The sequence below is a fragment of the Pseudomonas khavaziana genome (assembly GCF_036704165.1).
Classification (GTDB): domain Bacteria; phylum Pseudomonadota; class Gammaproteobacteria; order Pseudomonadales; family Pseudomonadaceae; genus Aquipseudomonas; species Aquipseudomonas khavaziana.
Window position 1 is genome coordinate 5604471 of record NZ_CP129946.1, and the last position, 19870, is coordinate 5624340.

18 protein-coding genes are annotated in these 19870 nt (G+C 59.6%); 5 read left to right on the forward strand and 13 right to left on the reverse strand.

What is annotated here, in order from left to right; genetic code table 11:
* Window positions 1-136 precede the first annotated feature (136 nt).
* From yjiA to QYQ93_RS25130, 3 genes are all read right to left on the reverse strand, one after another.
* Window positions 137-1096, reverse strand: a complete 960-nt coding sequence (gene yjiA / locus QYQ93_RS25120; protein WP_043048453.1) for a GTPase — start codon at window positions 1094-1096, stop codon at window positions 137-139.
* Window positions 1097-1248: 152 nt separating this feature from the next.
* Window positions 1249-1446 (reverse strand): YbdD/YjiX family protein, encoded by a 198-nt coding sequence (locus tag QYQ93_RS25125; RefSeq protein ID WP_003194308.1) that lies wholly within the window; start codon window positions 1444-1446, stop codon window positions 1249-1251.
* Between the two features lie 15 nt (window positions 1447-1461).
* Window positions 1462-3528, reverse strand: a complete 2067-nt coding sequence (locus tag QYQ93_RS25130) for a carbon starvation CstA family protein (protein WP_043048455.1) — start codon at window positions 3526-3528, stop codon at window positions 1462-1464.
* A gap of 175 nt (window positions 3529-3703) precedes the next feature.
* Here QYQ93_RS25130 and QYQ93_RS25135 point away from each other — a divergent pair, with 175 nt between their 5' ends.
* Window positions 3704-4072 (forward strand): PilZ domain-containing protein, encoded by a 369-nt coding sequence (locus QYQ93_RS25135; protein ID WP_338475721.1) that lies wholly within the window; start codon window positions 3704-3706, stop codon window positions 4070-4072.
* Between the two features lie 127 nt (window positions 4073-4199).
* On the opposite strand, the gene radA is transcribed toward QYQ93_RS25135, so the two are convergent.
* From radA to QYQ93_RS25150, 3 genes are read right to left on the reverse strand one after another with little or no spacing between them, the layout of a single operon-like run.
* Entirely contained in the window at window positions 4200-5567 is a 1368-nt protein-coding gene (gene radA / locus QYQ93_RS25140) for a DNA repair protein RadA (RefSeq protein WP_005791613.1), read from the reverse strand.
* A 35-nt stretch (window positions 5568-5602) separates the two neighbouring features.
* On the reverse strand, window positions 5603-6142 hold the full coding sequence (locus QYQ93_RS25145; RefSeq protein WP_043048458.1) for an ankyrin repeat domain-containing protein: 540 nt from the start codon (window positions 6140-6142) through the stop codon (window positions 5603-5605).
* A 57-nt stretch (window positions 6143-6199) separates the two neighbouring features.
* The gene (locus tag QYQ93_RS25150) at window positions 6200-7741 is read right to left on the reverse strand and encodes a catalase (RefSeq protein ID WP_338475722.1); all 1542 of its coding nucleotides are present in this window, start codon (window positions 7739-7741) and stop codon (window positions 6200-6202) included.
* 287 nt (window positions 7742-8028) lie between these two features.
* Between QYQ93_RS25150 and mscL the strand changes: the two genes are divergently transcribed.
* Entirely contained in the window at window positions 8029-8445 is a 417-nt protein-coding gene (gene mscL, locus QYQ93_RS25155) for a large-conductance mechanosensitive channel protein MscL (protein WP_043048461.1), read from the forward strand.
* Window positions 8446-8488: 43 nt separating this feature from the next.
* On the opposite strand, the gene QYQ93_RS25160 is transcribed toward mscL, so the two are convergent.
* The gene (locus QYQ93_RS25160) at window positions 8489-9265 is read right to left on the reverse strand and encodes a ferredoxin--NADP reductase (RefSeq protein ID WP_043048463.1); all 777 of its coding nucleotides are present in this window, start codon (window positions 9263-9265) and stop codon (window positions 8489-8491) included.
* Window positions 9266-9710: 445 nt separating this feature from the next.
* Between QYQ93_RS25160 and QYQ93_RS25165 the strand changes: the two genes are divergently transcribed.
* Together QYQ93_RS25165 and QYQ93_RS25170 are read left to right on the forward strand one after the other, a co-directional pair.
* On the forward strand, window positions 9711-10421 hold the full coding sequence (locus QYQ93_RS25165; RefSeq protein WP_043048464.1) for a LuxR family transcriptional regulator: 711 nt from the start codon (window positions 9711-9713) through the stop codon (window positions 10419-10421).
* Between the two features lie 141 nt (window positions 10422-10562).
* Window positions 10563-11687, forward strand: a complete 1125-nt coding sequence (locus QYQ93_RS25170; protein WP_338475725.1) for a class I SAM-dependent methyltransferase — start codon at window positions 10563-10565, stop codon at window positions 11685-11687.
* A gap of 124 nt (window positions 11688-11811) precedes the next feature.
* Here QYQ93_RS25170 and QYQ93_RS25180 read toward each other — a convergent pair whose 3' ends face one another.
* The 3 genes from QYQ93_RS25180 to QYQ93_RS25190 are packed head-to-tail and all read right to left on the reverse strand — an operon-like array spanning window position 11812 to window position 14440.
* Window positions 11812-11979 (reverse strand): DUF2474 domain-containing protein, encoded by a 168-nt coding sequence (locus QYQ93_RS25180; RefSeq protein WP_068965453.1) that lies wholly within the window; start codon window positions 11977-11979, stop codon window positions 11812-11814.
* 12 nt (window positions 11980-11991) lie between these two features.
* A complete protein-coding gene (gene cydB, locus QYQ93_RS25185) occupies window positions 11992-12999 on the reverse strand; it encodes a cytochrome d ubiquinol oxidase subunit II (RefSeq protein WP_043048467.1) in 1008 nt (335 codons plus the stop codon).
* A gap of 1 nt (window position 13000) precedes the next feature.
* Window positions 13001-14440 (reverse strand): cytochrome ubiquinol oxidase subunit I, encoded by a 1440-nt coding sequence (locus QYQ93_RS25190; RefSeq protein ID WP_043048468.1) that lies wholly within the window; start codon window positions 14438-14440, stop codon window positions 13001-13003.
* A 318-nt stretch (window positions 14441-14758) separates the two neighbouring features.
* On the opposite strand from QYQ93_RS25190, the gene QYQ93_RS25195 reads away from it, so the two are divergent.
* Complete coding sequence (locus QYQ93_RS25195; RefSeq protein ID WP_338475728.1) at window positions 14759-16009, forward strand: MFS transporter; 1251 nt, start codon at window positions 14759-14761, stop codon at window positions 16007-16009.
* Window positions 16010-16120: 111 nt separating this feature from the next.
* Here QYQ93_RS25195 and QYQ93_RS25200 read toward each other — a convergent pair whose 3' ends face one another.
* From QYQ93_RS25200 to QYQ93_RS25210, 3 genes are read right to left on the reverse strand one after another with little or no spacing between them, the layout of a single operon-like run.
* Window positions 16121-18304: a xanthine dehydrogenase family protein molybdopterin-binding subunit gene (locus tag QYQ93_RS25200; protein WP_338475730.1), complete on the reverse strand. Its 2184-nt coding sequence runs from the start codon at window positions 18302-18304 to the stop codon at window positions 16121-16123.
* Entirely contained in the window at window positions 18301-19290 is a 990-nt protein-coding gene (locus QYQ93_RS25205) for an FAD binding domain-containing protein (RefSeq protein WP_043048473.1), read from the reverse strand. The genes QYQ93_RS25200 and QYQ93_RS25205 overlap by 4 nt, the downstream gene beginning before the upstream one ends.
* Window positions 19287-19811 (reverse strand): (2Fe-2S)-binding protein, encoded by a 525-nt coding sequence (locus QYQ93_RS25210; protein ID WP_043048475.1) that lies wholly within the window; start codon window positions 19809-19811, stop codon window positions 19287-19289. Before QYQ93_RS25210 ends, QYQ93_RS25205 begins: the two co-directional genes overlap by 4 nt.
* Window positions 19812-19870: the final 59 nt, after the last annotated feature.

Below are 19870 nucleotides of genomic sequence, written 5' to 3' on the forward strand. Positions count from 1 at the left end.
GCTTTTTTATTTCAATTTGAAATGCAATCCAATGTGGGAGGGGGCTTGCTCCCGATAGCAGTGTCAGTCACTTATTTGTTTACTGACCCACCGCAATCGGGAGCAAGCCCCCTCCCACAGTTGATCGTATTTCAAATCAGGATTGGTAGACGCGCTGGAAGCCTTCTCGGATCTTGTCCTCCGGCAGCTCATCGGCAATAAACACGATCACACTCTCCCGCGCTTCACCCTCGGCCCATTCGGTGTCCCAGTCGAAACCATAGAGTTTCAAGACGCCCTGGAACACCATGCGCCGGTCTTCCCCGGCAATATTCAACACGCCCTTGTAGCGCAGCAATTGCTTGCCGTGGTCTTCCAGCAACTCGTTCATGAACTCGCTGAGCCGGTCGATATCCAGTGGCTGCTCGGTACGCAGTACCAGGCTGGAAATACGGTCGACCGATGGCGCGGCGTTGACCGGGCGCAGGCTCATGCCGGCGTTGAGGTTGAAACCACGCACATCCAGCAACTCGGCCAGGTCAATCTTGCCGTGATCCACCACACGGATCGGCGCACGGCGGTTGATGCGCGTCAGGCGCTGGCTGAGGGCGTCGAACGTCGCCTCGTCCACCAGGTCTCGCTTGCTCACCAACAGGCGGTCGGCAAAGCCGATCTGGGCCTGGGCGATGGTCTGGGCCAGGTGTTGCTCGGCGTGGGCCGCGTCCACCAAGGTAATGATGCCGTCGAGGATGTAGCGCTCGCGCAGTTCTTCGTCGATAAAAAACGTCTGAGCCACAGGGGCAGGATCGGCCAGGCCCGTACACTCGATCACCAATCGGTCAAAGGCGATTTCGCCACTGTCCAGGCGTTCGAGCAGCAGGTACAGGGCCTTGGTCAGGTCAGTGTGGATGGTGCAGCACACACAGCCGTTGGACAGGGTCATGACTTGCACCGGCTCTGCGCCCAAGAGCTGGGTGTCGATGCCGGCGTCGCTGAATTCGTTTTCGATCACGGCGATTTTCAAGCCGTGCTCGGCCTTGAGCAGGTGGCGCAGCAAGGTGGTCTTGCCGGCGCCGAGGAAGCCGCTGAGGATGGTGACGGGGATGGGAGAGGACAAAATTACCTCCTGATAACTGAATAAACACAAAACAAATGTGGGAGGGGGCTTGCTCCCGATAGCAGTGTGCCAGGCACTTGTATGTCACTGACATACCGCTATCGGGAGCAAGCCCCCTCCCACAAGGATCACCGCCAACCCAAGTTATCGAGCTAGCAGCACTTGGGTCCACCCTTGCCGCCGTAACGGGCCTCCTGGCGTTCTCGGAAGAACGCCTTGTAGTCCATCACCGGCTTGTCCGGGTGCTTGGTTTGCATATGCTCGACGTAGGTGTCGTAGTCGGGCATGCCGACCATCAGGCGTGCGGCCTGACCGAGGTATTTACCGAGGCGACTGATGTCATTGAACATGTTTGCAATCCTCGTTTACGCGTCCGGTACAGCCTGGAACGGGGCCTCTTTATCCGTACGCTCTTTGTTGCCCCAGGCGGCGACGCCAACCTTGAGCGCATAGAACAGGATGCTGAACACCACGAACAGGAACAGCGCCGTCAGCGTTGCGTTGGTATAGGCGTTCCAGATCACGTGCTGCATCTGGTCGATGTTCTTGGCCGGGGCCAGGATCTGGCCATTAGCCAAGGCATCGCTGTATTTCTTCGCAAGCGACAGGAAGCCAATGGCCGGGTTGGCGTCGAACAGCTTGATGAAGCCTGCGGTGGTGGTGCAGATCAGCAGCCAGACCGCCGGCAGCATGGTTACCCAGATGTAGCGTTGGCGTTTCATTTTGATCAGCACAACGGTCGCCAGCATCAGCGCGATGCCCGCCAGCATCTGGTTGGAGATACCGAACAGCGGCCACAAGGTGTTGATGCCACCCAGCGGGTCGATCACGCCCTGGTACAACAGGTAACCCCACATTGCCACGCAACCGGCAGTCGCGATCAGGTTGGCAGTCCACGACTCGGTGCGTTTCAGCGCCGGCACAAACGAACCCAGCAGGTCCTGCAGCATGAAGCGACCGGCACGTGTACCGGCATCGACTGCTGTGAGGATGAACAGCGCTTCGAACAGGATCGCAAAGTGGTACCAGAACGCCATGGTGTTTTCACCTGGCAGCACACTGTGCAGGATCTGCGCGATACCGACCGCCAGTGTCGGTGCACCACCGGCACGCGCCAGGATCGTGGTTTCACCGATATCGTGGGCCACGGCTGACAGCGCCTCAGGGGTAATTGCGAAGCCCCAGCTGCTGACGGTTTGCGCCACGGTGACCACGTCGGTGCCGACGATTGCAGCCGGGCTGTTCATGGCGAAGTACACGCCTGGCTCGATCACCGAGGCGGCAACCATCGCCATGATGGCTACGAACGATTCCATCAGCATGCCACCGTAGCCGATGTAACGGGCGTGGCTTTCACTGGCCAGCAACTTGGGCGTGGTGCCCGAGGAGATCAGCGCATGGAAGCCCGAGACCGCGCCACAGGCAATGGTAATGAACAGGAACGGGAACAGGCCGCCCTTCCACACCGGACCGGTGCCGTCGATGAACTGGGTCAGTGCCGGCATTTTCAGGTCGGGCATGGTGACCAGGATGCCAATCGCCAGGGCGATGATGGTGCCGATTTTCAGGAAGGTCGACAGGTAGTCACGGGGCGCCAGGATCAGCCAGACCGGCAGCACGGCAGCCACGAAGCCGTAGCCAATCAGCATCCAGGTGATCTGGATCCCGGTGAAGGTAAAGGCCTTGGCCCAGTACGGGTCGGCGGCAATCTGCCCGCCCAGCCAGATCGAACCGAGCAGCAGCAGCACGCCGATGATCGAGATTTCACCGATGCGGCCCGGGCGGATGTAGCGCATGTAGATGCCCATGAACATCGCGATCGGGATGGTCGCCATCACCGTGAAGATGCCCCATGGGCTCTCGGCCAGGGCCTTGACCACGATCAGCGCCAGCACCGCGAGGATGATGATCATGATCAGGAAGCAGCCAAACAGCGCGATAGTCCCGGGAATACGCCCCATCTCTTCGCGGACCATGTCGCCCAGGGAGCGACCGTTACGACGGGTGGACAGGAACAGGATCATGAAGTCCTGCACCGCACCGGCCAGTACCACCCCGGCAATCAGCCACAGGGTGCCGGGCAGGTAGCCCATCTGCGCAGCCAGTACCGGGCCGACCAACGGGCCCGCCCCGGCAATCGCCGCAAAGTGGTGACCGAACAGGATGTGTTTGTTGGTCGGCACATAGTCCAGACCGTCGTTATTGACCACTGCGGGGGTGGCCCGCCGGGGATCGAGTTGCATCACGTTATTGGCGATGAACAGACTGTAGTAACGGTACGCAACCAGATAGATGGCCACAGCAGCGACCACGATCCACAAGGCGTTGATCGCCTCGCCGCGGCGCAAGGCCACTACGCCCAGGGCGCACGCTCCTACGATTGCCAGCACCAGCCAGGGTAAGTGGCGTAGCAGGCTATTATTATTTTTCATTTTTATATTCCAGCCAGGGTGGACAGAAAGGACAGCCATCCGGAGTTTAGCGCTACTGGCATCAAAGACCAGCCCCCTACGTTGGTCTAGAGCCTTGCCATGGCGAAAAAAAGCGGAAATAAATGCTGGAGGGTGGCGCAGGGCTACACTGCTCCTATCCACAGAGGGCTTCACCATGACCGAGCATGCGCCTGACCGTCGCCGTTTTCGCCGGATCGCTTTTGACGCCAAGACCGAAATTCGGCAAAACGGATTGGAATTGCCGGTTAAGTTGGTAGATCTCTCGTTAAAGGGCCTATTGATAGAGCGCCCCGAAGGCTGGAAGGGAAATAAAGCCCTGCCGTTCGACGTAGACATGCGCCTGGATCCTAAAGCACATATAAAGATGCAAGTGAAGCTGAGCCACGAGGATCAGGGGCAGCTGGGCTTCGTGTGCCAATACATCGATCTGGATTCGATCAGCCATTTGCGGCGGCTGATTGAGTTGAACCTGGGGGATGAGGAAGAGCTACACAGAGAGCTGGCGGCATTGCTGGAAATCTAGAAGCCAACACAATTCAAATGTGGGAGGGGGCTTGCTCCCGATTGCGGTGGGTCAGTCAGCCCATCTATTACTGATCCACCGTAATCGGAGCAAGCCCCCTCCCACATTGTTTTTGCGGTGTCGCTGGCTACTCGAACAGTGCATCCAACGCCTGCTCCAGGCGCGTCACTCCAATCACCTGCAAACCTGCCGGCATCTCCTTCGGCGCATTGCCCTTGGGCACAATTGCACGCTTAAAGCCATGCTTGGCTGCCTCCTTCAATCGCTCCTGCCCGCTGGGCACCGGGCGCACTTCACCCGACAAGCCCACTTCACCGAACACCAGCAGGTCGTGAGGTAGTGGCCGATTGCGCAGGCTGGACATCACCGCCGCCATCAGCGCCAGGTCGGAAGCGGTCTCCAACACCTTGACCCCGCCGACCACGTTGAGGAACACGTCCTGGTCGTGGGTCGGGATACCACCGTGGCGGTGCAATACTGCCAGCAACATCGCCAGACGGTTCTGGTCCAGGCCGAGCGTGACCCGTCGCGGGTTGGCCAGGTGACTGTCATCCACCAGCGCCTGGACCTCCACCAGCATCGGCCGGGTGCCCTCCCATGTTGCCATCACCACACTGCCCGGGACTTCCTCTTGGGCGCGGGTCAGAAAAATCGCTGAGGGATTGGAGACTTCCTTAAGCCCGCGGTCGGTCATGGCGAACACACCCAACTCGTTCACCGCGCCAAAACGGTTCTTCACCGCCCGCAGCAAGCGTAGGCGACCGTCGGATTCACCTTCGAAATACAGCACGGTGTCGACCATGTGCTCCAGCACCCGTGGCCCGGCCAGCGCGCCTTCCTTGGTTACGTGACCGACCAGGAAAATCGCCGTACCACTTTGTTTGGCATAGCGCACCAACAACGCCGCACTTTCCCGCACCTGGGACACGCCGCCCGGTGCCGATTGCAGTTGCTCAGTAAAAATCGTCTGGATCGAGTCGATCACCATCACCTTGGGCTTTTCGATCCGCGCCGTGGCAATGATGCTTTCGATGCAGGTTTCGGTCATGACCCGCAGCTGGTCCTGGGGCAGGCCCAGGCGCCTGGCGCGCATGGCCACTTGCTGCTGGGACTCTTCGCCGGTGACATACAGCGCCGGCATGCGGCTGGCGATGCTGCACAAGGTCTGCAACAGGATGGTCGACTTGCCGATGCCCGGGTCACCGCCGATCAGCACCACCGAACCGTCCACCAGGCCACCACCGAGTACGCGATCCAACTCACCGGAGGCGGTGGAGAAACGCGGGATCTCTTCGACACTGACTTCTGCCAGGGTCTTGATCTGCGCCTGTTGCCCGGTCCAGCCGGCGCGGCCGGTAGGCGCTGCAGCCCCGCCGCTCTCGATCATGGTTTCAGTCAGGGTGTTCCACGCACCGCACTCGGAGCACTGGCCCGCCCATTTGGGAAAGGTCGCGCCGCACTCTGTGCAGCCGTACATGCGCTTGGCCTTTGCCATGTGAGAACCTCCAACCGAAAAACCGCGATGATAGCTCAGCGCGACGCCGGGGTCCGGATTTCACCGTTGGCCAAACGTGAAGCGCTGTTGCCGATGGGGTCTTCGGCGTTCAAGTCGGCGCCTTTGGCTTGCAGCTCGCCCAGCAGTTCAAGGCGCTTGAATAGCCCGGCGTACATGGCGGCAGTCTGCCCTGCGCCGTTGCGTTGATCGGGGTTGCAGTCGGTTGCCAGCAGACGCTGGGCAATTTTCAGCTCGCCTTTGAAGATGGCGCCCATCAACGCCGTGTTGCCGCGTTTGTCTTGCACGCAGGCATCGGCACCCGCGTCGAGCAAACGTTCTACATACGGGCCTTGGCCGTGATAAGCGGCGAGGATCAGCGCGGTGTAGCCTTTATCGTCCTGGGTGTTGAGGCCATAGCCGGACTCGATGAAAGTATTGAGCATGTCGAGGTCGCCACGGCGGGCAGCATCGAAATAGTAATCCTGTAACTGCGCCTTGAGCGCCACCGGGTCGGGGGATTCGGCATGGGCGACAAAGGCCAGCATGGCCATCAGCAAACCGATAGAGATACGCATAGGGTTTTCTCCTGCAAAGGTCAGCGCCCCATCAGGGCGCCGACCACAACCAACGGATCAGTCGGTCAGTTTTTCCGCCAGCGCCTTCACGCGCGCCAGGTCACCCTTGGCGACCTTGGCCACGCCGGTGCCGTATTCCGGATCAGCTTTGTAGAGGAACGACAGGATGATGTGCTTGCTCTCGTCATCGGTGGTGGCCAACGAGCCGCCGAAGTTGTCGATCAAGTCCTGACGCTCCTTCTTGGAGTAGGACCGGTACAGGTCACCGGCCTGCTTGAAGTTCTGCTCACGCTGGATCTTCGCCTGCTGGGTATTGCCCGCCAGCGCCGACTCGCTGTAGCGCGCAGTTTGCGGCTCTTCCCGTGGCATCAGACGACTTGGCTGGTAGTTCACGCCGGTGGTGGTCTTGCCGAAGTTCATCGCGCCGTCCTGGTTGCCGTTGTTGACGGTCACCCGTGGGGCGTTGATCGGCAATTGCAGGGCGTTGGCGCCCAGGCGGTACATCTGCGTATCGGCATAGGAGAATACCCGGCCCTGCAGCAGGCGATCTTCCGACGGCTCAATGCCCGGTACCAGGTTGGCCGGGGCCATGGCGACTTGCTCGGTTTCCTGGAAGACGTTGCCAGGGTTGCGGTTCAGCACCATTTGCCCGACTTTACGCTGCGGTACATCCGGCCAGATCTTAGTGGCGTCCAATGGGTCGAAATCAAACTTGGCCAAGTCCTCGGGCTTGAGGACTTGTACATATAAGTCCCACTTCGGGAAATCGCCCTTGTTGATATGAGCGACCAAGTCATTGGTCATATGGCTGTAGTCACGGCCCTGCACTTCGGTGACTTGCTTGGGATCAAGGTTCTTGATGCCTTGCAGGCTCTTCCAGTGAAACTTGACGTAGTGCACTTCGCCCTTGGCGTTAATCAACTTGTAGGCATGTACGCCGTTACCGTCCATTTCACGGTAACTGGCTGGCGTGCCCGAGTCCGAATACAACTCGGTCAATGTACGAGTGGACTCTGGAACATGGGAGAAGAAGTCGAAACGACGCGAGTCATCATCCAGGTTAGTGCGTGGGTCCGGCTTGAAGGCGTGGACCATGTCCGGGAACTTGATGGCGTCACGGATAAAGAAGGTCGGGAAGTTATTGCCGACCAGGTCCCAGTTACCTTCGGCGGTATAGAACTTGGTGGCGAAGCCTCGTGGGTCGCGTAGGGTTTCCGGGGAATGGTTACCGTGGACCACCGCCGAAAAACGCACGAACACGGGGGTGGTTTCACCAGCAGCGAACACCTTGGCCTTGGTCAGGTCACTGAGGTTGTCAATGACGGTAAACGTGCCATGGGCGCCAGTGCCGCGGGCATGAACCACGCGCTCGGGGATGCGCTCGCGGTCGAAACGTTGCAGTTTCTGGATCAATTGTACGTCCTGCAACAAAACTGGGCCGTTGGCGCCGGCGGTTTGCGAGTTCTGGTTGTCACCGACAGCGGCGCCGTTATCGCGGGTCAGGTTGGCGGCTTGCACGGACAGGGAAAGCAGGCTGGCGGTCACCAGTGCCAGCGCGTGGCGCGCGGACACGGGCCTGCGGCTGAGTGAAGTATTCATCGAGGTTTCCTCTGGTTTTTTTCAGTGCACATTCGTTGTGCCTGCCAGAGGCTAGTGACCCGTGAGTCAGAAGATAAATAGAAAAACACCACAGGTCCGATTAAGAAAATAATCTGGTAACCCGCTGAAATAGCGCCTATTTCGCGCGCGATTGATGGCACTTTGCAAACTATTTGCGATTTAATGTGTCGATAAAAATCGACAGTGTTAACAGTTGTGTCGAGCAAGCCTTGAACGACTGAATTACACTGACCTCCACCCTTTTCAACTGTAACAAGGAATAACCTATGGGCGTGATCAGTGAATTCAAGGCCTTCGCGGTCAAAGGCAATGTGGTCGACATGGCCGTCGGTATCATCATCGGCGCCGCCTTCGGCAAAATTGTTTCCTCGTTTGTAGGCGACGTGATCATGCCGCCTATTGGTCTGCTGATCGGGGGGGTGGACTTTGGCGACCTGGCAGTAACGCTCAAGGCCGCGCAAGGCGATGTACCCGCAGTGGTCCTGGCCTATGGCAAGTTCATCCAGAGCATCATCGACTTTGTGATCGTGGCGTTTGCGATCTTCATGGGTGTAAAGGCCATCAACCGCCTGAAGCGAGAGGAGGCCGTGGCCCCGAGCTTGCCACCGACGCCGAGCAAGGAAGAAGTTCTGTTGGGTGAGATCCGCGATCTGCTCAAGGCACAGAATGACAAGCCACTGTAACCAGCGGCTGCACGAAGAAGGCGCCTCGTGAGGCGCCTTTTTTCTACCAGTAGTTTTCTACTGCAACCTGGCCCGGACGTCGACTCAGGCTCAATTGCATGTCCCGTTGCTTGAGCAACTGGCGGGTGTCATCGACCATCTGCGGGTTGCCGCAAATCAGTACGCGCGAGTGCTCCGCCGTCAGCTCGACGCCGGCCGCACGTTCCAACTCACCGTTTTCTATCAAGGCCGTAATACGCCCGTTCAACGCACCCGGATGCTGTTCACGGGTGACGATGGGGATGTAGATGAGCTTGTGGGCGTATTGCGCAAGATACTCACGCGTCCCCAGCTCCTTGATCAGCGATTGGTACGCTAATTCCTTAGCCTCCCGGGCGCTGTACACGAGGATGATGCGCTCGAACTTCTCCCAGGCTTCGAAGTCCTGCAGGATCGACAGGAACGGTGCCACGCCTGTACCGGTGCCCAGCAGCCACAGGTCACGCCCATCCACAAAGCGGCTAAGGGTCAGGAAACCGGTGGCCTGGCGTTCTACCAGCAAGGTATCGCCTATCTGCAGGCGGCTCAGCTCACTGGTGAACTCGCCGCCTGGAACGACAATGGAAAAGAAATCGAGGTACTCGTCGAACGGCGACGAGACCAAGGAATAAGCACGCCATACCGTACTGCCATCTGCCTTGGTTACGCCCAGGCGCACGAACTGGCCCGCAGTAAAACGAAAACCGGGGTCGCGCGTGGTGCGCAGGGTGAAGAGGCTGGGGGTCAGCGATTGCACGTCGAGCAAGGTCTGGCGGGTAAATTTCTCAGCACTGGCCGTCATGGGGGGCTCCGTTTTGCACAGGCGCCTAGTGTCCCTCAAAGCAGGCCGCGCAAACACCGTTGATTTGTACTGGCATTGCCAAGGCCGCCCAACCTGGATGCCGGCCAGGCAGAAAAAGGCGCTTAAGGGGAGAACGAGGTCACGTTAACGCAAACTAACTATTTCGCTATTAATCGTCTGCCAACCTATCACCGTCCAGCACATCGCACCTACGCCGCCATCAGTCTGACACCATTCATAACCCCTTAAATGCACTAAAAAACCACCTCCAAGTCCGGAATCTTATGCAAAATCCGCTGCACCGTACAAAGCCAAACAACTGTTGGATTTGACGGTATATAACATCTTTTTCACATGCATTTGCAGGCAGTGTCCTACACTAATTTCCGTTAAACATTGGGATCAGGACGTACCCACGTAACATGGCAAACCATGGAGATTCACGATGGAAAACTGGCGCACTACTCGTCTCCCCAAACTGGAAGGGGAAAACGAGATCACTACTGTCTTTGAAATGGTGCTTAACCATACCTATGAACTAGGTTTCCAGTACTGTTCATTCACGATGGGCTGCCAATCACATAGCCCCCAGGCAAAACCCGTTCAGATGAACAACTATCCAAACGAGTGGAGCAAACTTTATCAGCGTGCGCACTATTTCGACGTAGACCCAATTGTGGCCCACTGCAAGCGCTGCGTATTGCCTATCGTCTGGGAGGAAAAAGCGTTCGAGACCGCACCCGAATTGTGGTCGATGGCCCAATCCTACGGCGTGCATCTGGCTTGGACACAACCGGTGCATGACTTCCAGGGCGTCTATAGCATGCTGACCTTGGGCCGCAGTACTGGCGAAATCACCCCGCAGGAATTATATGAAAAGGCGGGGCAGGCCTTGTGGCTATGTCATGCGCTACACGCGGTGGTAGCGCAAAAATATGCCTATAACTCCGACGTGCATTCTCCAAGCAAACTGACCCCACGGGAAACAGAAATCCTCAAATGGTCAGCCATGGGCAAGACCGCCTCGGATATCGCCACCATCCTCTGCCTGTCGGAGCGCACGGTGGGTTTTCATATCAGCAGCACGTTCAAGAAACTGGGGGTCAATAACAAGATCGCTGCTGTACTCAGTGCTTCCAAAGCGGGGCTGTTTTAACTGGGCAAGAAACACTGCATGTCATCGGGTTCAAAAAAAAGTAACATTTGTGGTCAATTCTGAGTGTTGACGCAGCCCTTTAAGGTATTGCTTCGCGGTTCACTCAGACGGCCCGCCGATTACCCCAGAGCCTCCCCTGCCATGCCCCTGCTCGACAGCCCCTTCGCCCAGCTCGATCTGATTCGCCAGCCAGAGCAGCATAATGATCCGCTGCAAGCCTTCGATGCCGCCGACGAGTACCTGCTCAGCTACCTTGCCGAACAGCAACCCCATGCTGCCACCCGCGTGCTGATCCTCAATGACAGCTTCGGTGCCCTGGCAGCCAGCCTGCTGGGCCATGTGCAGATCACCTCCAGCGGCGACTCGTTCCTCGCTGCCCAGGGGCTGGAGAAAAATCTCCTGCGCAATGGCAAGGCCTTTGATGCCGTGAGGTTCATACCTGCCAGCCAGGCCGTGAGCGGGCCGTTCGATCGCGTGCTGCTCCGTGTCCCGAAAACCCTGGCGCTGCTGGAGGAACAACTGATCCGCTTGCAGGGGCAGCTGGCGCCTGGCGCACAAGTGATCGCCGCGGCGATGGTCAAGCATCTGCCACGGGCTGCGGGCGAGTTGCTGGAGCGTTATATCGGGCCGATGCATGCCTCATTGGCGGTAAAAAAGGCACGCCTGTTGATCGCCACCGTTGCAGATCGCGCGGTTGCCGTCTCGCCCTACCCGACCCGCTACACCCTGGACACACCAGCCATCGAGTTGCTCAACCACGCCAATGTGTTCTGCCGCGACGCCCTGGACATCGGTACCCGCGCCTTCCTGCCCCACCTGCCGAAAGACCTCGGCAGTGCCCGCGTGGCGGACCTGGGCTGCGGCAACGGCGTGCTGGCGATTGCCAGCGCCCTGCAAAACCCAGACGCCCACTACACCCTGGTAGATGAGTCCTACATGGCCGCGCAGTCTGCCGCTGAAAACTGGCAAGCCGCTTTGGGTGGGCGTGAGGTCATAGTACGCGCCGATGACGGCCTGGCCGGCCAGGAGGCGCAATCGCTGGACGTGGTGCTGTGCAACCCACCGTTCCACCAGCAACAGGTTGTCGGTGACTTCCTCGCCTGGCGCATGTTCCAGCAGGCACGTGAAGCCTTGGTCGTCGGCGGCGCCCTGTATATCGTCGGTAACCGTCACCTGGGCTACCACAGCAAGCTGGCGCGGTTGTTCCGCGGTGTCGAGCAAGTGGCGGCCACGCCGAAGTTCGTGATTCTCAAGGCACGCAAATAAAAAAAGCCCTGCTTTTTTTGTAGGAGCGAGCTTGCTCGCGAAAAACCTGAGAACACCGCGGGGCGTCAGGCACCCCGCGTTATCGTTGACGTTTTTCGCGAGCAAGCTCGCTCCTACATTGGTGTCAGTGCGTGGTCAGGCCGGCGGCATTCATGAACATGCGCATCAGACTGGCCACAATGAACAGGGCCACCACGCTGGCGGTCCAGATCATCGCCAGCCAACCCAGGCGCCGCCACAAAGGCTGCTTCTCGGCCTGTTCAATCTCGTGCAACGTAGGTTTGCCGGACATGTTTCGTCCCTCCTAGTGATAGCCGTCTTCGTGGGTGACCTTGCCGCGGAACACGTAGTAGCTCCAGAAGGTGTAACCCAGGATAAACGGGATAATGAACAACGTGCCCACCAGCATGAAGCCCTGGCTTTGCGGCGGCGCGGCGGCATCCCAGATCGACACGGATGGCGGGATGATATTCGGCCACAGGCTGATACCAAGGCCGCTGTAGCCGAGGAAGATCAATACCAGCGTCAACAGGAACGGCGTGTAGTGCGCATGTCGCGCCACGGCGCGGAACAGACCGTACATGGTCACCAGCACCAGGATCGGCACTGGCAGGAACCAGAACAGGTTCGGCAGGGTAAACCAGCGCGAGGCGATTTCCGGGTGGGTCAGCGGCGTCCAGATACTGACGATACCGATCACCGCCAATACCACGAACGCCAATGGCCGCGCCAGGTTGTGCATCTGCTCCTGCAACTTGCCTTCGGTCTTCATGATCAGCCAGGTGCAGCCGAGCAACGCATAGGCCACGATCAACGCCACGCCACAGAACATCGTGAACGGTGTGAGCCAGTCCAGTGAGCCACCGGCAAACTGGCGGTCGACCACCGGGATGCCGTCGATAAAGGCACCCAGCGCCACACCCTGGAAGAAGGTCGCCGCCAGCGAGCCGCCGATAAACGCCTTGTCCCACAGGTGGCGTTTGTGATCCTTGGCCTTGAAGCGAAACTCAAAGGCCACGCCACGGAAGATCAGGCCGATCAGCATCAGGATCAGCGGCAGGTACAAGGCCGACAACACCACCGAATACGCCAGCGGGAACGCGCCGAACAACGCCGCGCCGCCGAGCACCAGCCAGGTTTCGTTACCGTCCCAGACAGGCGCCACGGTGTTCATCATCACGTCACGGTCAACCTTGCCGGGGATAAACGGAAAGAGAATGCCGATGCCCAGGTCGAAGCCGTCCATGACCACGTACATCATGATGCCGAAGATGATGATCACGGCCCAGATCAGCGGAAGATCAATACCCATCTCAATTCCCCTTGTGCTGGATGTGGTCGTGGTCGTTATCGCTGCCATCATCGGCGGCAGACAACGGCCGTGCCGGGGTGCGTTTCTGGCCAGGGCCACCGTGGGTGGGTTCGCTGCCTTCATAAGTCTGAGGCCCTTTGCGCACCAGGCGCATCATGTAGCCCAGGCCGGCACCGAACAGCGCAAAGTACACCACCACGAACAACACCAGAGTGATGGTCATCTGCGCAAGGCTATGCCCGGATGAGGCATCCGCCGTGCGCATCAGCCCGTAGACCACCCAAGGCTGGCGTCCGATTTCGGTGGTGAACCAACCGGCGAGAATTGCGATCAGGCCGGAGGGGCCCATCCACAACGCCAGGTACAGGAACGGCTTGGACGTATACATCTTGTCGCCCCGGCGCAGCCAGAGGCTGAACAAACCGGTGAAGATCATCAAAAAGCCCAGGCCGACCATGACTCGGAATGACCAGAACACGACGGTCGAGTTCGGACGGTCCTCAGGCGGGAACTCCTTGAGGGCCGGCACCTGTTTGTCCAGGGAGTGGGTCAGGATCAGGCTGCCGAGGTAGGGAATTTCGACCGCGTATTTGGTTTTCTCGGCTTTCATGTCCGGCCAGCCGAACAGAATCAGTGGCGTCGGCTCGTTGCCGATGTTTTCCCAGTGGCCTTCAATCGCGGCGATTTTTGCCGGTTGATGCTTGAGGGTATTGAGACCATGGAAGTCGCCAATCACCGCCTGGATCGGCGCAACGATCAAGGCCATCCACATGGCCATCGACAGCATTTTGCGGATCGCCGGGTTGTCCTTGCCGCGCAGCAGATGCCAGGCCGCCGAGGAGCCGACGAAGAACGCCGTAGCCACAAAGGCCGCCGTGGCCATGTGCATCAGGCGATAGGGAAATGAAGGATTGAAGATCACCGCCAGCCAATCGGTGGGGATCACGCGGCCATCGATGATTTCAAAGCCCTGGGGCGTCTGCATCCAGCTGTTGGATGCCAGAATCCAGAACGTGGAAATCAACGTACCGACCGCCACCATTACCGTGGAGAAAAAGTGCAGCTTGCGCCCCACCTTGTTCCAGCCGAACAGCATCACACCTAGGAAACCGGCCTCAAGGAAGAAGGCCGTCAACACTTCATATGTCAGCAACGGCCCGGTAATGCTGCCGGCGAAGTCCGAGAAGCGGCTCCAGTTGGTGCCGAACTGATAGGCCATGACCAGGCCCGAGACCACCCCCATGCCGAAGTTGACCGCAAAGATCTTCGACCAGAAATGGTAGAGGTCGCGGTAGGTATCGTTGTGGGTCTTGAGCCACAATCCTTCCAGCACCGCAAGGTAACTGGCCAGGCCGATGGTGATCGCCGGGAACAGGATGTGGAATGAGATGGTGAACGCGAATTGAATTCGGGCGAGATCTAGCGCCTCCAAACCGAACATAAGTCTTCCTCTGTCAGGTAATACCGGCTGCTGGCTGGGAGCCTGCACCCACTGCCCCCACGGATATGGAGTGTGGCGAATTTCAATTCGTTTCTTTTTTTACCCATCTCGCAGGGAATCTGGTCTTGCGACCGCCAGAACAATCCCGGGGCAGGTTTTGATCTGGATCAAGCATTGCTCAAAAGAGTAGTCTCATTTTCGCGATCAGACTGTGTGGTCTTTTGCCGCGTGACAGCTTGCCTCAGCCCTGTTCTCGCAACTATTTGTTACAGCTTGGTGCTAATCTCGCCATTCCCACAACCCTGACCTGAGTTCCCGATGCCCAGTGAACCCGCGTTATTGTTACGTCACCACCGTCCTTTCATCGCGTTCTGGCTGGCGCGCATCTTTACTGCCAGCGGCTTCCAGATGCTCACCGTGGCGATCGGCTGGAACCTCTACCAACTGACCGGCAATGTGCTGGACCTGGGCTTGGTGGGTCTGGTGGAGTTCGTACCGCGTGTGCTGTTCATGCTGCACACCGGGCATGTGGCTGATCGCTATGAGCGACGCAAAGTCGCCGCCATCTGCCAGACCCTGCAGGCGCTGATTGCCTTGTCCCTGGCCATCGGCGGCCTGACCGGCAACGTGACCCGCGAGATGATCTTTATCCTCGCGTTCCTGCTCGGCGCGGCGCGTTCGTTTGAAATGCCCACCACCCAGGCTCTGCTGCCAAGTATCGTGCCGAGCGCCCTGTTCCCGCGGGCCGTGGCCTCCTCGCAATCGGCCCAGCAATTGGCGACCATCGTCGCCCCGGCCCTTGGCGGTTTGCTCTATGCGTTTGGCAGTGTGTGGGTGTATGGCCCGACCGTGGTGCTGTACCTGATTGCCTGCGTGCTGACCCTGAACCTGCCCGCCCGCCAGACCCCGCTGAACAAAGGCAAGGCCACCCTGGACTCGCTGCTGGCCGGCATTCGCTTTATCCGCAGCCGCCCGGACATCCTCGGCGCCATCTCCCTGGACTTGTTCGCCGTGCTGCTGGGTGGCGCCACCGCGCTGCTGCCGGTGTTCGCCAAGGACATCCTGTTGACCGGCGCCTGGGGCCTGGGCCTGCTGCGTTCGGCGCCGGCGGTGGGGGCGTTATTAATGTCATTGTGGTTGGCGCGGTTCTCGGTGGACCGCCAGGTCGGCCGCGTGATGTTTACCGCCGTCGGCATATTTGGCGTGGCAACCATCGCCTTCGGCCTGTCGACCTCCTTCTGGTTCTCCCTGGCGGTGCTGGTGGTGCTGGGCGCGGCAGACATGATCAGCATGGTGATCCGTGCGTCGTTCGTGCAGTTGGAGACGCCGGACGAGATGCGCGGGCGGGTCAGTGCGGTCAATGGCTTGTTTATCGGCGCATCGAATCAGTTGGGCGAGTTCGAATCCGGGATTACTGCTCATTGGTTCGGCACTGTGCCGGCGGTGGTCATGGGTGGTATCGGCACGCTGGTGGTGACTGGGGTGTGGATCAAGCTGTTTCCGACATTGGCTAATCGGGACCGTATGCATGTGCCAGTGGAAGAACCCATTCAAAAAACTGCCGTATAACTAATGTGGGAGGGGCTTGCCCCCGATAGCAGAGTGTCAGGCGACGATGCCGTGACTGACCTGACGCCATCGGGGGCAAGCCCCCTCCCACATGGGTGATGAGGTGTTTTTTTAAAGCACCTTGTCCAGGGTGATCGGAAACTCCCGCACCCGCTTGCCGGTGGCGTGGTAAATCGCATTCGCTACCGCCGCCGCCACCCCGACGATCCCGATCTCTCCAACTCCCTTGGACCCCAGGGCATTGACGACCTCGTCGTGCTCTTCGACAAACACCACGTCAATTTCACCGATATCGGCATTCACCGGGACGTGGTACTCGGCCAGGCTGTGGTTCATGTAGCGCCCCAGTTGGTGATCGACCTGGGTCTCTTCATGCAGGGCCATGCCGATGCCCCACACCACACCGCCAAGGATCTGGCTACGGGCCATCTTCGGGTTGACCACGCGCCCGGCGGCAATCGCGCTGACTACACGGCTGACCTTGATGGTGCCCAGGTCCTCGTCCACCCGCACCTCGACGAATACCGCCGAGTGAGTGGCGGTGGCATAACCCTCGCGCTTCTTGTCCGGATCACTGTCGACCTGCACCTCGAGGATGTCCTCACCGCTGTCCTTGACGAGCTGGGCCAACGCCACACTCACGTCACCGGCATGCAGCTTGCCGTCCTCGAACCTTACGGATTCGGCATCCTTGAACACCGGGTAAGTCTGCCGGGCGATTTTCAGCAACTTGGCATTCAGCGCTTCGCACGCTTGCTGCACGGCGGTACCGACGGAGGACACGGTAAACGAACCGCCCTGCAACGGCGCCGTGGGCAATGACGAATCACCCAGCAGAAAGCTGATATCGGCCATCGCCACGCCACTGGCCTGAGAGGCAATCTGGGTCATCACCGTGTAGGTGCCCGTGCCAATGTCGGTAGTGGCACTGCTGACGGTGAGTTTGCCGTCGCTATCGATGCGAGCCTTGGCGCTGGCCTTCATCTGCATGGCTTCCCACACCCCACCGGCCATGCCCCAGCCGATCAACTGGCGGCCGTCGCGCATGCTGCGCGGTTCCGGGTTGCGCTGGCTCCAGCCGAAGCGTTCGGCGCCTTCGCTGTAGCATTCGCGCAGGGCTTTGCTCGACCAGGGTTTGTCTTCGTTCTGGTTGCGCTCGGCGTAGTTGATCAGGCGCAGTTGCACCGGATCGATAGCCAGGGCGCAGGCCAGTTCATCCATGGCACATTCCAGGCCGATCACGCCCAAGGCGGCGCCGGGTGCGCGCATGTCCAAGGGCGTGAACACATCCAGCGGTACCAACTTGTAGGTCAGTTGCACGTTGTCGCAGTGATAGAGCATGCCGCTCCATTCCACTACATGCTCGCTGAAATCCTCGAAGCGCGACGTCTGGCCAATTGCGGTATGGCCTAGAGCCAGCAGTCGACCGTTGGCAGCGGCACCCATTTGCAAACGCTGCAAAGTGCGCGGGCGATAACCGAAAGTGAACATCTGCTGGCGAGTCAGAGTGACGCGCACCGACCGCTTGAGCGCCAGGGAGGCCATGACGGCCAGTGGCAATTGATACTGCGGGCGCAGGCCCGAACCGAAGGCGCCACCGACAAAGGCAGCAAAGATGCGCACCTGGCTTTTATCCAGGCCGAACACTTTTTGCACGTAGGCTTGGCAGTTCTGCGGGCCCTGGGTTTTGTCGTGGATATGCAACGTACCGTCCGGCTGATACAGCACGGTGCTGGCATGGGGTTCCATCGGGTTGTGGTGTTCGATGGGGGTGCTGTAATGCAGATCGAGGCTGATCGCCGCGCCGGCCCACTCAGCCTGAAAGTTGCCGCGTGGTTTGGGCGGTGTCTGCGGCGAAGGGTGAGCTCGCTCCTGCTGGGTGAGCAGGTCCGTTTCGAAATCTTCAGGTGCGTATTCGATGTTCACCAGTGAACCGGCGTACCGGGCCAGTTCCAGGTTATCGGCGATCACCAAGGCCAGGGGCTGGCCGTTGTATAGCACGCGGTCGTTATACAGCGGGCGAAAGGGTGAGCCGTCGGCGGCATCATCATCCTGGAAGGCATCGTCGTAGCTGGCGATTCTGGGGCGATTGAGATGATGGATGACCTCGACCACGCCGGGCAAAGCCAGGGCCATGGAGGCATCGATCTTGATAACGCGGCCTTTGGCGATGGTGCTGGAGACTACGCTGCCATGCAGCAGGCCCTCCTCAGGGAACTCACCGGCATAGCGCGCCTGGCCTGTGACCTTGAGCAGACCGTCGACACGATCCAAGGGTTTGCCGATAGCACTCATGGCTGTTCTCCTGCGACAGCGGCGTCGCTCAGGGCACGGATGATTGCGCGTCGTGCCAGTTTGATCTTGAAGCCGTTGTGTTCCAGCGGCTCGGCGTCTTGCAATAGGGCGTCGGCGGCGTTGCTGAAGGTTTCGCGGCTGACGGTCTGACCGATCAATGCCGCTTCCACTGCGCGGTCGCGCCAGGGTTTGTGCGCCACGCCGCCAAGGGCCAGGCGTGCATCAACGATGGTGTCGCCGTCCAGTTCCAGCGCCGCAGCCACCGACACCAAAGCAAAGGCATACGACGCCCGGTCGCGGATTTTCAAGTAGTGGCTATGCCGGGCCAGATGGTCGGCAGGCAGTTCGATAGCGATGATCAGCTCATCGTCGGCCAACTGGTTGTCGCGCTGCGGCGCATCGCCGGGCAGGCGATGGAAGTCGGCAAACTCGATGACTCGCGCCCCGCCGCGGCCCTCGACATGTACCCGCGCTTCCAGCGCCGCCAGGGCCACGCACATGTCCGAAGGATGGGTGGCCACGCACTGCTCGCTGGCGCCGAGGATCGCATGGATGCGATTCAAACCGCTGCGCGCCGGGCAACCGCTGCCGGGCTCGCGCTTATTGCACGGCACCGTCGCGTCATAGAAGTAGTAGCACCGGGTGCGCTGCAACAGGTTGCCGCCGGTACTGGCCATATTGCGCAGTTGCGGCGAAGCCCCGGCCAGGATCGCCTGGGACAGCAACGGGTAGCGCTGTTCGATCAGCGGATGCCAGGCCAGGTCGGCATTGCTCACCAGCGCGCCGATACGCACACCGCCCTCGGCAGTTTCTTCAATCGCATGCAGTGGCAGGCCAGTGATATCGATCAGGTGCTCGGGGCGGCTGATGTTTTCCTTCATCAAGTCCAACAGGTTGGTGCCGCCAGCAATGAAGCGCGATACCGCACTGCTCAACTGCACGGCTTCGTGCACATCGGCAGGTTTGCTGTACTGGAAAGGGTTCATTGCTCACCTCCCGTGGTGCGGCACGCTGGCAGCGCCTCTTCGATGGCATCACGGATATTGGTGTAGGCGCCGCAACGGCACAGGTTGCCGCTCATCAGTTCCTGAATCTGGGCACTGTCGTGGGCGCGGCCTTCATTGGCCAGGCCCACGGCGGAACAGATCTGGCCGGGGGTGCAATAGCCGCACTGGAAGGCATCGTGCTTGATAAAAGCTTGCTGCATGGGGTGCAGTTGGTCGCCTTCGGCCAAGCCTTCGATGGTGGTCAGCTCGGCGCCATCGCACATCACAGCGAGGGTCAGGCAGGCGTTAACGCGCTTGCCATCGCGCAATACGGTGCAGGCGCCACATTGGCCGTGGTCGCAGCCTTTTTTGCTGCCGACCAGATCCAATTGTTCGCGCAACAGGTCCAGCAAGGTGGTCCAGGGCAACACGTCCAATTGGCGATCCTGGCCATTGAGGGTCAATCGAATCGAGTGGGCGACGAACGGTTGGGCCGCCGCGCCATTAGGGGTCGCGCTCATAAAACACCTCACGGGTTGGTGTACATCCGCGGCGTTCAGGAAAGTCGCCGTCTTAGGGG